Raw genomic sequence first — 14,280 nt, forward strand, 5'->3', positions numbered from 1 at the left:
GGCAGACTCAGGTGTCTGTACTCGCATGGAATATTTTTTTAATAAGTTTATTCAAGGAGTTGAGGTACGATGTCGGATACCCACAAAGTTGCAGAAAGACGCCCGCTGTATATCTCATATGCCGGGCCCGCATTGCTCGAAACACCACTTTTGAATAAAGGAAGCGCCTTTACCGAATATGAACGACTTATGTTCAATCTGGAGGGGTTGCTGCCGCACAATATAGAGACAATCGAAGAGCAGGCCGAGCGTTGTTACCAGCAGTTTAAAAGTTTTGAGAACTCACTGGATAGACATATCTATCTGCGCAATATCCAGGATACCAACGAAACCCTCTTTTTCCGACTGGTGGTTGAAAACGTGGAAGAGGTTATGCCGTATATTTACACCCCTACAGTGGGAAAGGCATGTCAGGAGTTCTCGAAGATATACCGTCGTAAGCGGGGATTATTCATCTCGTATCCCGATCGTGACCGCATAGATGACATTTTGCAGAATGCGACCAAGCACAATGTTAAAGTGATTGTCGTCACCGATGGTGAACGAATTCTGGGACTTGGTGATCAGGGTATCGGCGGCATGGGCATTCCTATCGGTAAGCTCTCGCTGTATACCGCCTGTGGTGGAATCAGCCCGGCGTATACTTTGCCGATTGTGCTTGATGTCGGAACCAACAATGAAGAGCTTCGCAACGATCCGCTCTATATGGGGTGGCGCAATGAGCGAATCGATGGTGATGAATATTTCGAGTTTGTAGAGAAATTCGTGCAGGCGGTTAAACGCCGCTGGCCGGATGTGCTGCTGCAGTTTGAGGATTTTGCCGCAACGCATGCTTCGCCGTTGCTGGAAGAATATCGTGACCGGATGTGCTGCTTCAACGATGATATACAAGGCACCGCAGCCGTTACTGTAGGGACTTTGCTGGCAGCGTGTAAAAATCTTGATCAGCAGTTGGGGGAACAGAGAATTCTCTTTTTGGGAGCGGGTTCAGCCGGCTGCGGTATCGGTGAGCAGATTATCGCACACATGAAACAAGGCGGGCTGACCGACGAGGAGGCCCGTGGCAGAATTGCCCTCATAGATTCCCGTGGTCTGGTCACGGATGATCTGGAGTATTTGAAAGATTTCCAGAAACCGGTTGCCCAGAAGCGTGAGGCCAGTGAAGGTTGGCAGCGTAACGAGAAAGGGCGGGTCGATTTTGTCAACACTGTTCGTAACTACAAGCCGACTGTGTTGATCGGTGTATCTATGCAGCCGCAGGTTTTCACCAAAGAGATCGTTGACCTGATGCTGGAGACTACTGAAACCCCAATTATTCTTCCCCTTTCCAATCCGACTTCCAAATGTGAGGCGTACCCCGAAGACCTGTTGACCTGGACTGATGGTAAGGCGGTTGTGGCTACAGGCAGTCCGTTTGATCCGGTAGAGCTGAATGGTAAGAGCTATCCGATTGCCCAGTGTAATAACTCGTATATCTTTCCGGGTGTTGGTCTTGCTGTTTTGGCCTCGAAAGCAGGCAGGGTGACGGAGAATATGCTGATGGCTTCCAGTGAAGCACTTGCAGAATGCTCAAAAGAGTATGAGGGCGATGCCTTATTGCCACCACTGACTGATATTCGTGAGGTGAGTGTAAAGATAGCCCGGGCAGTTGCCAAGCAAGCAATGGCGGATGGTGTGGCAAACGTCATCACTGACGAGGCTCTTGACGAGCAACTTTGTGAGAACTTCTGGGGTCCTGAATATCGTAATTACAGACGTACCTCCATCTGATCAGCTATCACAGTGGCTCACGTTATCTGAGATGGGCCGGATCTTCAATTGAGCGGGAGGCTGTTGCCTTCCGCTCAATAGTTCGGCTAAGAGGTATTCTTCAGCTTCTTAGCTCCCTCCCTGTTGTTTTACTTCCCCTTAAGGCTAGACGGTTGCCAAACGGTCAGACAAGAAAAAATGTGCCTGCATGGCAGTTCCGGGCAATTGGTTCTTGTTGTCGAAATATTTCGCAAAGAATAGTTCTTATTACTGATTGTGCTTGCTTTGCGCTATTATCTTTTATATCGGAAAGTTTTTCCATGGTCCTGTCAAGTAGTTGATTTCAAACTGGGGCAGGAGGAATTTAAAGCGAGAATAGTTTAAGTTTTAAGTGTGGCTAAATTGCCTGGGGACTACGCCCTGCTTATACTTTTGCATCAGTGGATCCCGGAAGGGAACCGTTTGAAAAGAGCTGGAAATCAGCTTCAGGTATTTGATACAACCTCAATTTGGGATGCATATAATGAAAAGCAGAACCGCAATATTCTTTTTCGCTCTTTTGGTGAGCCTTCTGGTAGGTGTTTCTTCTGTTGTTGCAAACACTGTGGTGAAAGTGGGGATGTCCGGCAGATATTTTCCATTTACTTTTGTTCAGATGGATAAACTGCAAGGTTTTGAAGTTGATCTCTGGAATGAGATTGCCAAGCGAAACAACTACATAGTCGAGTATGTCACTGCCAACTTCTCCGGTCTTTTTGGTCTCCTGGAGACGGGGCGGATCGATACCATCTCCAACCAGATAACCATTACCCCGGAGCGAAGCGCAAAATATCTGTTCTCTGAACCATATGTTATCGATGGGGCGCAGTTGGTGGTCAAGAGGGGGAATGGTGAAATTCAGGGCGTGGATGACCTGGATGGTAAAACCGTTGGTGTGAACCTCGGCTCAAATTACGAACAGCTGCTTCGTGAACTTGATATAGAGGGAACCATTAAAATCAAGACCTACGATACCGGCATTGAGCATGACGTTGCCCTGGGGCGGACAGATGCATTTGTCATGGATCGGCTCTCAACTGTACAGCTTATCAAAAAGGCCAACTTGCCGCTTGAGCCTGTTGGTGAGCCCTTTGAAAGGATTGAGAATGCCTGGCCCTTTGTCAATAATGCCCAAGGAGTGCAGTTGCGGGACGAGGTGAACAGTGCCCTTCGGGCAATGCGTGCGGACGGTACCCTGGGAGCGATAGCAGTAAAGTGGTTTGACGCGGATATCACAAAATAATAATCGGGGATTGGTTTTGAATACCTGTCTCCAGGTGGGGGGCCATGATTTTTGACCTGCAATATATGTTTTCGCTTATGCCGATTTTGTTCAGATATCTGGGCATAACCTTGGGTATGGCCTTTTGGGGGCTGTTATTCAGCCTTGTCATTGCGGTAGTTCTGGCGCTGGTTCGGGTATATCGGCTCCCAATTTTTAATCAGTTGAGTCAGCTTTATATTAGCTTTTTCAGGGGAACACCTCTCCTGGTGCAGCTCTTTCTGCTCTATTACGGTCTGCCGCAGATTGCCCCAGTGTTTGTGGGTCTCAATGCTTTTTCGGCAGCGGTGATAGGTTTGAGTCTACATTTTGCCGCCTATATGGCTGAATCTATCCGCGCTGCAGTTATTGGTGTTGATCGCAGTCAGCGGGAGGCGAGTTTATCTATCGGCATGACAGAGATGCAGGCCATGCGTCGGGTTATACTCCCCCAGGCTACCAGGGTCGCCCTGCCGTCGCTTATGAACTATTTTATCGATATGATCAAGTCTACCTCGCTGGCGTTTACCCTTGGCGTGGCAGAGATAATGGCCAGGGCGCAGATGGAAGCATCTTCCAGCTTCAAGTTTTTTGAAGCGTTTCTGGCGGTGGCGCTCATCTATTGGGGGATGGTGTTGATCCTTACCCAGGTGCAGAATTGGGCAGAGATCAGGTTGAACAGGGCGTATAATCAATAATTTTTCAGCTCTTATCTATCTTGGGGCCTGGCAGTACATCTATGATTCAGATCAGAAATCTTAGTAAGAAATTTGGAGAAAACAGGATCTTCTCAGGCATTGATCTCGATATTGCCAAAGGAGAAATTGTTGCCATAATAGGCCCTTCGGGAACAGGGAAATCTACCCTGCTCCGTTGCATCAATTTCCTCGAGACAGCCGATACCGGCAGCGTCAGGATTGACGATGTGTCGTGCGATATTCGCAGCGCCAGGAAGAGTGATATTCTGGCACTGCGTCGCAAGACCGGTTTTGTCTTTCAGAATTACGCGCTCTTTGCCCATATGACCGCCCTGCAGAATATAGCGGAAGGGCTGACAACCGTACATGGTTGGAAGAAAAGGGCTGCCTGTGACCGGGCCCGGCAGATTTTAGAAGATATTGGTCTCGGTGATAAGGGGGATCATTATCCTGCTGCTCTATCTGGTGGTCAGCAGCAGCGGGTCGGCATTGGCCGGGCAATGGCGCTGGATGCCAAGTTACTGCTCTTTGATGAACCGACCTCATCACTCGACCCTGAGTGGGTGGGGGAGGTGCTCGGCCTGATGCAGAAACTTGCCCGCCGCCATCAGACCATGCTGGTGGTCACCCATGAGATGCAGTTTGCCAGAAATATCGCCGACAGGGTTATCTTTATGGCTGACGGCGGATTCGTTGAACAGGGCGAACCGGCCAGGATCTTCTCGGCGGCAGAAGATGTGCGTTTGAAAAAATTCCTCAACCAGATTCAAATCCACTAAGAAGCCTCAAAAGTTTAAACAGAAAAATTTCTTCTACTCTTCCCGTAGCTATGGAGCAGAGGTGCATCTGTTTGAATCCACCCATATTTGCAATCACTTCACATATTTTTCTCAATTTCATAGAATTAGCACACGTGCAGTTTCGGTATCATCACCTGGCTCGGTTTGGCTATTATCAGTCAGCAGTTCCCTCAAGTTATTGTGGGTACGCTTCTGGCAGGTACATCAAATGATGCCATTGGGGGGGGGATTTTGTAAGGTTCGGTTGACAGATGTAGGTCCTGGCTTGGGTCCGTTCTATGCCTTATGTTTTTGGTTGGTTTAGGTTGGGGTGGGGCATTTGCATCGTATTGTTAGGTTCTTAATGGTGCTGGTCGATTGTGTTAAATATTTATTACTGCTTACGGCAGTGCTTGCATCCCAGCTGTGTACCATGTATATAGGTCAATAATTGGATACATATGTATTAACACTCGGGAGAATGTATCACTGTGAACAATGAACATACCTTACTGACACGGATCGCTTGGGCCTACTATAACGAAGGGTTGACCCAGGCCGAAATCGCCACCAAGCTCGGGATAACCCGTGCACGGGTTAATAAGTCACTTCAGGATTGCCGGGATAGCGGTTTTGTCCAGATTATCATTAATGCCGAAGAGGTAAGTTGTGCAGAGCTGGAGAATAAGCTCGAGAAGCGGTATGGACTTGTTAAAGCTATGGTGGTACCGACTCCCGTCAAGGAAAAACATCTCTATGCAGCGATAGGGGAAACCGCTGGCTCCTACGTTTCAGGTAATTTGCGGGATGGGCAGAGTCTTGGGCTTGGCTGGGGGAAAACCCTGCGTGCTGGCCTGGGCGGGGTGGTGCAGCGGGGACCATCTGAAACCTCCATTGTCTCACTCTTTGGTGGTCTGCCAAGAAGCGGAACGACTAATCCCTATGATATCGCAGCGGTTTTTTCCAGGCGGCTCAATGTTTCGAAATGTCATTATATCGCCGCCCCCATGTATGTAACCTCTGAGGAGGTTCGTACCACTCTCATGACCCAGCCAATGTTTGAAAGAACCTTTCAGCGTGCAGTAGAAGTGGATATGGCGCTGGTCGGTGCAGGTGATCTTACCGTTCGTTCCACCAATGTGGTGCTCGGGGCGCTTACCGAAAGTGAATGGAATTCCCTTCTTGAAGCAGATTCTGTCGGGGAGGTGTTCGGCTATTTTCTGGACAAAGACGGTCAGCCGATTGATCATCCTATTAACAGACGGTTCATGGGAGCCGATCTACATCACTTGAAGAAAATACCGACTAAAGTGGTCGCCTCGGGTGGTATTCATAAAGTTCCAATTATTCAGGCGGTCCTGCGGGCAGGATACGCAGATATACTCGTTACCGATGAGGTAACCGCTCAAGCTGTGCTTGAGAATTGATACAGACGAGGTTGTAAAACATGGGTAGTACAGTTGCATCATCGGACAGGGCTGTTATTGAAGCGGTGTTCTGGGATATTGACGGAACGCTGATTGACAGTGAAGAGTTGCATTATGAAGTAATCGCCGATTGGTGTCGCTTACGGGGCTATACCCTCAATAAGCAGGACAATGAACTTTTGCTTGGTAAGTCCATGGCTGAGAAATGGCAGCATCTTGCGAAAGTCCATGAGTTTAATAGTAATCTGGAATCTTTTTGCCAGGAGTGCGCCGATATCTATTGCGAGGCTTTGCAAGAGGGGATGGCGCGGTCTGAATCAATTGCTGTTTTCAATAAAATTGCCGAACTTGGTATTCCCCAGGCCTGTGTATCCAACGGCGACATGCAGGTAGTCGAGGCCAATCTCGCCCTGTTGGGGCTGAGAGAAATGGTACGTTTCAGTATATCAGGGCAGGATGTGGTAAATGGCAAGCCTGATCCGGAACCGTATCTGGTGGCGGCAGAAAAGCTTGGGGTGAGCCCGGCCAGATGTCTGGTGGTGGAAGATTCCATTGTCGGGGTTTCGGCGGCTGTTAAGGCAGGAATGACAGCGGTCGCCTGGCCAGAAGCAGGCACAAGCAGAACAGGATATGAGGCTGCACAATATTTTCTTTGTTCCCGGGAGCAGTTTCCCTGGAAGTTGTTGAACTATGAGTTGAAGAGTTAGTTTTTCCCTGTCTGCTGGTACGAGCCAGGGAGAATACATATACAGCGTTGTACAAAACACCACGCGATAAAGTGGAAAACGATTAAAGGAGAAAAAAATGCGTAAAAGTAAACTGGCGGCACTGGGACTTTTTGTTTCTATGACCTTGGCTGGTGGATCATCAGCCATTGCTGACGATTATAAATTAACCCTGAGATTGAGCCACGTTTTCAGCCCGGCAGAGCAGTTGACCATATCCATGGATGCTGTGGCGGATTCCATTCGGGAGAAGACCGATGGGGCGATCAATATCCAGACTTTTCCACAAGCGCAGCTCCCAGCCTACAAGGAAGGTGTGGAGCAGGTAGTTCGCGGAGCCAACTTCATTTCTGTTGAAGATCCATCTTTCATCGGTGATTATGTTCCAGACTTTAAAGCGCTCTATGCCCCAATGCTCTATCGCAGCTTCGATGAATACGTTGCCCTTACCGAGGGTGAACTTGTTGCCGATATGATGGCCAAGGCCGAGGAGCAGGGTATTAAGATTCTCGCCCTCGACTATGTATATGGTTTCAGAAACCTGATCACCCAGAAAGTCATCACCACTCCGGAAGATCTGAATGGCATGAAGATCAGAACTCCGGGTTCCAAGTCCTATATCGATACCCTTACCGCCATGGGCGCAGTTGCAACTCCTCTGCCATGGGGTGAGACCTTGTCCGCTGTTCAGCAGGGTGTTGTGGATGGACTTGAAGGTTCCGAGTTCACTAATATCGGTACCAAGGTATACGAAGGCCCAACCAAAAATGTTGCCAATACCCGCCATATTCTTGGCACCTGTGGTGTATATATTTCTACAGATGTATGGAACTCTATCCCTGCCAAGTATCAGGCAATCATTGCGGAAGAGTTCACCAAAGGTGCAACCGATATGGTAGAACTGCTGAAGTCCCAGCACGGTGGTGTGGTGAAGGAGCTTGAGTCATACGGCGTGAAGTTCAATGAAGTTGACGGCGATGCGTTCCGCAAGGCGCTGGCTCCGCTGTATAAAGAAGATCAGGGTATGACTCCTGGTGTTTTTGAAGCGATTTTCTCAGAGCTTGACAGCATGAGATAAAATTTCTTATCGGTGCACGGAAGGTATGTCTTCCGTGCACGTTCTTTGTGATCAATGTCGAATACACCTAAAAAGATTTTCAGCAACTTAGACCTTATCCTCGCCGGTGCTTTTCTCTGTGTCACCGTACTGGTAGTCATTGTCAATGTAGCCCTGAGGTACCTTTTCCACGGTGGCTTGTATTGGGCTGAAGAGGTGGCCACAACCAGTTTTATCTGGTCTGTTTTTGTGGGCTCCGCTGCGGCTTATCGTTACAAAATGCATATTGGCATCGATTTCGTTACCCGCTTTGGTCCCCGGACGTATCGCGCTGTTATCGCTGTGGTAATCGATATGATGATGGTCATTATCAATGGCTATATCGCTTACCTGAGCGTTCTCTTTATCCAGGCGAACAAGTTGAAACGCACTCCGGTTCTCGATATCCCTGCAATTTACGTAAATCTGGCTTTGACTGTTGGTTTTACCCTGATGACGATTTATGCCCTGACCTTTTGCTATCAGGATCTGCGCAAGCTGTTCTCCCCCGAAGATGACCAGCTTCCGCAAAAAGCGAGTTCATCAAAGTGAAGATCAGCAAATTATACATGTCCGCAATCCGCCCAAAGACGTTACATATTTAAACAAATAACGCCATGTCAACATTCCCCGTCATCATCGTAATGCTGCTTTATTTCACCAGCATTCCCATAGCTTTCGCCCTTTTGGCCGCGGCTCTTGCCTACTTTACCTTTGGCGATGTGGGAACACCGCCGGATCTCATTCTGCAGAGGTTTCTTACCTCAACCGCTTCGTTCCCGTTGCTGGCTATTCCGTTTTTCATCATGGCGGGTGAGATTATGAATTACTCAGGGATAAGTGCTTCGCTGATGAGAATGGCTGAGGTGCTCACCGGCCATCTGCGAGGCGGGCTTGCCCAGGTGAATGTTCTGCTCTCAACTCTGATGGGCGGTATTTCCGGTTCGGCCAATGCGGATGCGGCCATGCAGTCGAAAATTATTGTACCGGAGATGAAAAAGCGCGGTTACAGCGCTCCATTTTCAACAGCGATAACTGCCGCCTCATCTGCAATCGCGCCGGTTATCCCGCCAGGCATCAACCTTATTATCTACGCTCTTATCGCCCAGGTTTCGGTGGCAAAGATGTTCATTGGCGGCTATACACCGGGGCTGCTCATGTGTTTCGGCCTGATGTTTACCGTTCATCTCATTGCCAGAAAGAGAAATTATCAGCCGACCCGGGAGAAGATGGCCTCTGGAGCTGAGATTTTCAAACAGTTCAAACAGTCGATTTGGGGATTGTTGCTGCCTTTCGGTATAATTTTCGGTATCCGCTTTGGTGTTTTTACCCCCACCGAAGCGGGCGCGATGGCGGTGCTGTTCTGTATCGTTATCGGTGCGTTTGTTTACAAACAGCTGAAATGGGAACATTTCCCCATAATATTAAAAAATACAGTTCTTGCTACCAGTTCGGTAATGCTGATTATTATTGCAGCTTCCGTTTTTGGCCAGTATATGAGCTGGGAGAGAATCCCGCACCAGCTGACTCAGAGCATCCTGGCCATTTCAGATTCTCCATGGGTTATACTTATTGTAATAAATGTCCTGCTCCTGATCCTTGGCATGTTCCTGGAAGGGGGGGCGCTGCTGATCATTGTTGCACCGCTTCTCGTGCCACTGGCCAAAGTTATGGGCATTGATCTGATTCACTTTGGCCTGATCATGATTGTAAACATCATGATTGGTGGGATAACACCACCTTTTGGTTCCATGATGTTTACGACCTGCTCCATCACAGGGGTACGGATCGGTCAGTTCATTATGGAAATATGGCCATTTATTATTACTCTGCTGTTGGTACTGCTGGTGGTGACCTACCTGCCTGCAGTAGTAATGTTTTTGCCAAACCTCTTGTAATAAAGGATGTCTAAATGCTGTTGATAGGCCATCGGGGGTGCTATTACCCCGGCTATAATCAGAATACCATTCGCGCTTTCGAGAAAGTTGCCGGAGAAGGTGTTCCCGCCATTGAATTTGATGTGCAGTTATCGGGTGACGGCCATCTGGTAGTGGTCCATAACCTAGATCTCAAGGAAGTTTCCACTGGTAAAGGTGCGGTCTCCGGCACCGATTCCAATACTTTGAAGAGCCTTTTCGCCGGGGACCCGACACGTGGTGAGGATCGCATCCCCTTTTTGTCGGAGGTGTTCGACTTTTTCTCGGCTATTAAGGCTGAAGAACGACCGGCTCTTCACCTCGAGCTCAAAGGGGCTGATACGGGTACCCGGTCTGGTGAAATGCTCGCTGAGTATGTTGCCGCGGCAAAACTGCAATATTCAGATCTGGTGGTGAGCTCGTTTAACTGGCAGGAACTTGAAGATATTCAAAAGGTTTGTCCGGAGTTGAAAATAGCATTGCTCGACGGTGCGATCCGGCGTAAGCAGTTGATGCCAAAGACAGGGCCGGAGGCGGAGCAATATTTTGAGCGTATTTTTGCCTATGGTGCCGAAGAATATATGCTGCCGCGGTTTGCCAGTCTTGAGGAAAACCTGCAACTTCTCGATTCAGAGTGCCCTGACCCTGGTTTACGCCAGGTCCTGGCTGAAGAGATCGAGGCATGTCTGGCCGGTGAATACTATACAGATCAACTGCTCGACAGGGCCTGTGAGATGAATGCGGTGTCGGTCAATGTCTGGTATCGCTCACTGCCTGCCAGCTTTATCGAAAGAACGCACGAGCGGGGGCTTCTTCTGCAGGTCTTTACTGTAAATGATCCCGATGACCTGTTGGCTGTCGCCAAGCTGGGAGTCGACGGCATCTTTACTGATTATTACAAGGATGCTGCCCGCTTGCTTGCAGATTATATCGAGTAGTGACAGGCCTATAGACTTTTCATGGTCAGGTCTGGTGTGTAGCTTGGAGGTATCATCAGTTCAGACAGGGTTATCCTGACCAATTGCCTATAATATTAGGCAATTGGTAGAACAATATCTTGCAACCTGGTCAAAGAAAATGTAATTAGCATTCATAGAGGTGGTTCCCCGTCCGCCCGGGCGGGCTGAGGGAGCCACTTTCAGTATAATTCCAGCGCCTGGGAAACAATTCTACGCTTTTTCCCGGCAATCCCTTCAGATACTACCAGAGGCTACACCGTGTTTGTCTTCGATAGTACTGAGTTTGTAGAAAATTCACCCTGACATCTGCAGCTCGTTTTTTACCGTTGCGGATGCACCCAGATATCATCATGCAAATTCGGCCTTCATCTCTTTTTTTTGATCAGGAAGATTATCAGCTTCTGGAAGTCGTTGTTGATGTCGTGGACCAGGGCGCAAGCTCGAAAGTTCTGCAAACTCTGCTTGAAGAGCATATGCACCCCCACGGCATCAAGGAGATGGCCGCTCCCCAGGGCCTTCGTGTTGCCTACGCCATGGCAAGGCTGCTCGATTCTTTTGACAAGGGCAAGGCGGAAGGCCGGATCAAGGCATTGCAGGGGCTGCAGGATGAGGTACAGCTCTCTTTGAATTTCTATCGCAAAAATGCTGCCCGGGCCTTGCTGCAGATAATGAAAGAGCTGATGCGGAGTAAGGGGGATGAACTTCGTCAGTTGAAACTGGCCCATGATTTTCGCATGGTTTCAGCAGGCAATCCCCGGACTGTTCGAGCGCAACTTGAAAAGTACCATCTGCTCGAGATGCCCGAGGAATGGAATCAGTGTGCCTTTGATCATCATGTGCACGATGCCAATACCAAGGGCCGGAAATCTCCTACCCATCTTGTAATGGATGCCTGGATCAAGGGAATCAGGCATCTGACAGTTGTTTACTATAATTTTGTGCGACCCGATGTGGTGCGGGAATTGATTGCTGCCGGTGAGATCCTTGATGTGAAGGTCCAGGTGGGCATTGAGATGACCAGCAGGTTCCATGATAAATATGTTCGTTTCACCTGGGAACCTCACGACTTTACCAGCAACAGCCAGTTTCTCAGTTTTCTTGAGCACGAAGAAACACAAAAGCTGATGACAGAGGCGAGACAGGTCTCATTGTATCAACAGCGCTATGTTTTTGATGTGTTCGACCTGTTCAATGAGCTGTATCTACCGCAGTTGAACGAAAATCTTCAGCTCGAGCTTGAGCCGCTTGATCTCAGCAATTTCCTATCTTTTATTGGTGTGGGGCAGCCATCGCTGCTTCATCTCGCCAGATATATTCGGGATACGCTTTTAAGAGAAATCGGTGCTGTGGTGGAAGAATACAACAGGCACAATCCCGGGGGGCAGGAGAAGCTTTTTGAGTTAAGAAAGAGACGCCTGGCAACTCTTGAGGTTGAAAACATAATCGATGAGTTTCTGGCGCCGGCACGCAATCCGCAGCTGCATAACCCGAATCGTCCTGTCTTGGTGGACGACGAGAGTAGATCTGCGGATATCCCGAAACTGTTACAGGAATCCCCCCAATCTCTGATGCGCAGGTTGCGCTCGTTGCATTCAAGCTCGAGATTTGTTCTGAACCTCGGCAATTTGTCTCTGCAGGATACCCTTGAGCTACTGTATGACTGTGGGGGAATGATTACCCACATCGAAGCATATAACCTCGTTGATGCAGCCCACGGTATGACTTCCGGCATAAGCTCAGGCAGGGAATATTTTGCCGGTGAAGCTGTCGATTTAAAGAGTCCGGAGCGAAATTACAAACTTGTCGGTGATTTGCAAAGGGCCTTGAATGAAGATAACGTCATCAGTCTCAAGAGAGCGATACGGGCAATTATCTGGGAGCATGAAGAGCGATATCAGTGGATTATCAGGAGCCTGCAAGGGAAAAAAGAGAAAAAAAGTGAACTGGCACCTGAATTACGGCTCCTTGAAAGCCGTAAACGAAGGTTATTGGATATCCTCTATAATCTCGAAGAATTTCATAATTATTACAAACGGAAAAGCCTGCTTTCCCGGATTGGTTCAGGTTCAACAGGGCAGGCTGAACATCGGCACGGGATGGGGTTTGCGGTGATCGATACCTTGCCGTTGAGGTCACAACGCAAGGTCTATGAGGCTGCAGCCAGTGCTGACCGTACCATTATTCCTGTCAGCGCCATGTTGACCAGGACCAGCCATCGAAAAAGCCATCATTTGCCCGATACCGGGAGCCGTTTAAATAAACTTGGTGGTCTCGTCAGGGCTCTCAGAATACGCATGGGGCAGCAGTGGACTGACTGGAGCATGGATGAATTCGTCGTTCATGCCGGTACTTCCGGTAACATTGCCACGCTTGGTGGTATTGCCAGAGGTTCTGGCAACGGTAGCGCGGACCAGATTAAAAACGGCAGTCGCGCAAAGCAAGGTGTACCAGCCCGCATCGCGAACAGCTGGAAATATCTGAACACTACCATAAAGAACAGTCTGAAGGTGTTGTTGGGCTTTATACCGGCTTTTCTTACCTTTTACCTGACGAAAGAGTGGTGGTTACTTGCCTGGTTTGGTGCGGTTATCTGGTTTGGTATTACCGGTTCACGAAATATTATCCAGTCTGTGTTGGGGGGCGGCGGCCTCAAGCGTTCTCCGTTATTGCCCTGGAGTTCCCTGGTCAATTGGAACCGAATTGCCGACTCCCTCTTATATACCGGCTTCTCCGTTCCCCTCCTTGATTTCCTGGTGAAAACTCTCTTGCTCGATAAGGGTTTTGGCGTAACCACGGCCAATAACCCGATCATGCTGTACGCAGTGATGGGGCTAGCCAATGGCATCTATATTTCCAGCCATAATATGTTGCGGGGGCTGCCTAAGGGTGCAACTATAGGTAATTTTTTCCGTTCCATCCTGGCGATTCCCCTGGCTGTTCTGCTGAACTCTCTGGTTGGAGCCGTTTTGTATATGGCTGGCGTTCCGGATGTTTCTGGAATGTTGCAGAAATGGGCCGCAATAATCTCAAAATTTGCCTCAGACTGTGTTGCGGGGATAATAGAAGGCCTTGCTGACCGACAAGCAAATATCAGAGCGAGACTGACTGCTTATAGAGCCAAGATCACCCAACTTTTTGGTGTCTTTTCCCAGCTCGACCTGATGCTTCCTGAAGAGGATGTACTCGACCTTCTGCAGTCTCCGAAAATGACTATCCAGACCCTGAATTACCAGGCCAGGGAGCAGGAGAAATATATCATCGTAAACGCGCTTGACCTGATGTATTTCTGGATGTACCAACCGCGTGCAAGCAAGGCATTATGGTTGACCATGCAGGACATGTCGGAAGAGGAGTGGTTGATTTTTTATCGCTCTCAACTGGTGCTGAAAAGACATAAAGAGATCAGCCAGGTATTCGTGGATGGCTTGGTCGGCAAGAATTTTACCAAGGCCCTGGCTTTTTATCTGGACAGGTCAGAAGAGTATCTCAGGGATCTGGAACGGCTTGGGGCAAAGCGAAGATAGGGGAAAAAATTATCTCCGGAGTAGCGCACAAAAAGAGCCAGAGTGCGGTATGCGGCGCACTCTGGCTCTTTGGTATTGCATCTGTATCAGATACGTACTCAATCAGG

General features: G+C 48.8%; 11 protein-coding genes. All 11 read left to right on the top strand.

Annotation, left to right across the window (positions count from 1 at the left end; translation table 11 throughout):
• Positions 1–69 precede the first annotated feature (69 nt).
• The 11 genes from ACN5NT_RS09660 (at position 70) to ACN5NT_RS09710 (ending at position 14,173) form a co-directional block, all read left to right on the top strand.
• On the top strand, positions 70–1,770 hold the full coding sequence (locus tag ACN5NT_RS09660; RefSeq protein WP_136798595.1) for an NAD-dependent malic enzyme: 1,701 nt from the start codon (positions 70–72) through the stop codon (positions 1,768–1,770).
• 502 nt (positions 1,771–2,272) lie between these two features.
• The gene (locus ACN5NT_RS09665; RefSeq protein ID WP_136798596.1) at positions 2,273–3,031 is read left to right on the top strand and encodes an amino acid ABC transporter substrate-binding protein; all 759 of its coding nucleotides are present in this window, start codon (positions 2,273–2,275) and stop codon (positions 3,029–3,031) included.
• Positions 3,032–3,075: 44 nt separating this feature from the next.
• Positions 3,076–3,747 carry an amino acid ABC transporter permease gene (locus ACN5NT_RS09670; protein ID WP_136798597.1) on the top strand — a complete coding sequence of 224 codons (672 nt, stop codon included), beginning with the start codon at positions 3,076–3,078 and terminating at the stop codon, positions 3,745–3,747.
• Between the two features lie 41 nt (positions 3,748–3,788).
• Positions 3,789–4,526 (top strand): amino acid ABC transporter ATP-binding protein, encoded by a 738-nt coding sequence (locus ACN5NT_RS09675; protein ID WP_419175282.1) that lies wholly within the window; start codon positions 3,789–3,791, stop codon positions 4,524–4,526.
• A 491-nt stretch (positions 4,527–5,017) separates the two neighbouring features.
• Positions 5,018–5,953, top strand: a complete 936-nt coding sequence (locus tag ACN5NT_RS09680) for a sugar-binding transcriptional regulator (RefSeq protein WP_136798599.1) — start codon at positions 5,018–5,020, stop codon at positions 5,951–5,953.
• A gap of 20 nt (positions 5,954–5,973) precedes the next feature.
• Complete coding sequence (locus ACN5NT_RS09685) at positions 5,974–6,660, top strand: HAD family hydrolase (RefSeq protein WP_419175283.1); 687 nt, start codon at positions 5,974–5,976, stop codon at positions 6,658–6,660.
• A gap of 97 nt (positions 6,661–6,757) precedes the next feature.
• On the top strand, positions 6,758–7,756 hold the full coding sequence (locus ACN5NT_RS09690; RefSeq protein WP_136798601.1) for a C4-dicarboxylate TRAP transporter substrate-binding protein: 999 nt from the start codon (positions 6,758–6,760) through the stop codon (positions 7,754–7,756).
• Positions 7,757–7,810: 54 nt separating this feature from the next.
• A complete protein-coding gene (locus ACN5NT_RS09695; protein WP_419175284.1) occupies positions 7,811–8,326 on the top strand; it encodes a TRAP transporter small permease in 516 nt (171 codons plus the stop codon).
• A 65-nt stretch (positions 8,327–8,391) separates the two neighbouring features.
• Positions 8,392–9,672 (top strand): TRAP transporter large permease, encoded by a 1,281-nt coding sequence (locus tag ACN5NT_RS09700; protein ID WP_136798603.1) that lies wholly within the window; start codon positions 8,392–8,394, stop codon positions 9,670–9,672.
• Between the two features lie 14 nt (positions 9,673–9,686).
• The gene (locus ACN5NT_RS09705) at positions 9,687–10,628 is read left to right on the top strand and encodes a glycerophosphodiester phosphodiesterase (protein WP_419175285.1); all 942 of its coding nucleotides are present in this window, start codon (positions 9,687–9,689) and stop codon (positions 10,626–10,628) included.
• A 371-nt stretch (positions 10,629–10,999) separates the two neighbouring features.
• Positions 11,000–14,173, top strand: a complete 3,174-nt coding sequence (locus tag ACN5NT_RS09710; RefSeq protein ID WP_419175286.1) for a hypothetical protein — start codon at positions 11,000–11,002, stop codon at positions 14,171–14,173.
• Positions 14,174–14,280: the final 107 nt, after the last annotated feature.

This window comes from Desulfosediminicola sp., assembly GCF_048381775.1.
GTDB classification, from domain to species: Bacteria; Desulfobacterota; Desulfobulbia; order Desulfobulbales; family Desulfocapsaceae; genus Desulfopila; species Desulfopila ganghwensis.

Excerpts from the sequence above, each read along its gene's own strand:
- ACN5NT_RS09660 (WP_136798595.1), top strand. The coding sequence starts at position 70 with ATGTCGGATACCCACAAAGTTGCAGAAAGACGCCCGCTGTATATCTCA.
- ACN5NT_RS09665 (WP_136798596.1), top strand. The coding sequence starts at position 2,273 with ATGAAAAGCAGAACCGCAATATTCTTTTTCGCTCTTTTGGTGAGCCTT.
- ACN5NT_RS09670 (WP_136798597.1), top strand. The coding sequence starts at position 3,076 with ATGATTTTTGACCTGCAATATATGTTTTCGCTTATGCCGATTTTGTTC.
- ACN5NT_RS09675 (WP_419175282.1), top strand. The coding sequence starts at position 3,789 with ATGATTCAGATCAGAAATCTTAGTAAGAAATTTGGAGAAAACAGGATC.
- ACN5NT_RS09685 (WP_419175283.1), top strand. The coding sequence starts at position 5,974 with ATGGGTAGTACAGTTGCATCATCGGACAGGGCTGTTATTGAAGCGGTG.
- ACN5NT_RS09690 (WP_136798601.1), top strand. The coding sequence starts at position 6,758 with ATGCGTAAAAGTAAACTGGCGGCACTGGGACTTTTTGTTTCTATGACC.
- ACN5NT_RS09695 (WP_419175284.1), top strand. The coding sequence starts at position 7,811 with ATGTCGAATACACCTAAAAAGATTTTCAGCAACTTAGACCTTATCCTC.
- ACN5NT_RS09700 (WP_136798603.1), top strand. The coding sequence starts at position 8,392 with ATGTCAACATTCCCCGTCATCATCGTAATGCTGCTTTATTTCACCAGC.
- ACN5NT_RS09705 (WP_419175285.1), top strand. The coding sequence starts at position 9,687 with ATGCTGTTGATAGGCCATCGGGGGTGCTATTACCCCGGCTATAATCAG.
- ACN5NT_RS09710 (WP_419175286.1), top strand. The coding sequence starts at position 11,000 with ATGCAAATTCGGCCTTCATCTCTTTTTTTTGATCAGGAAGATTATCAG.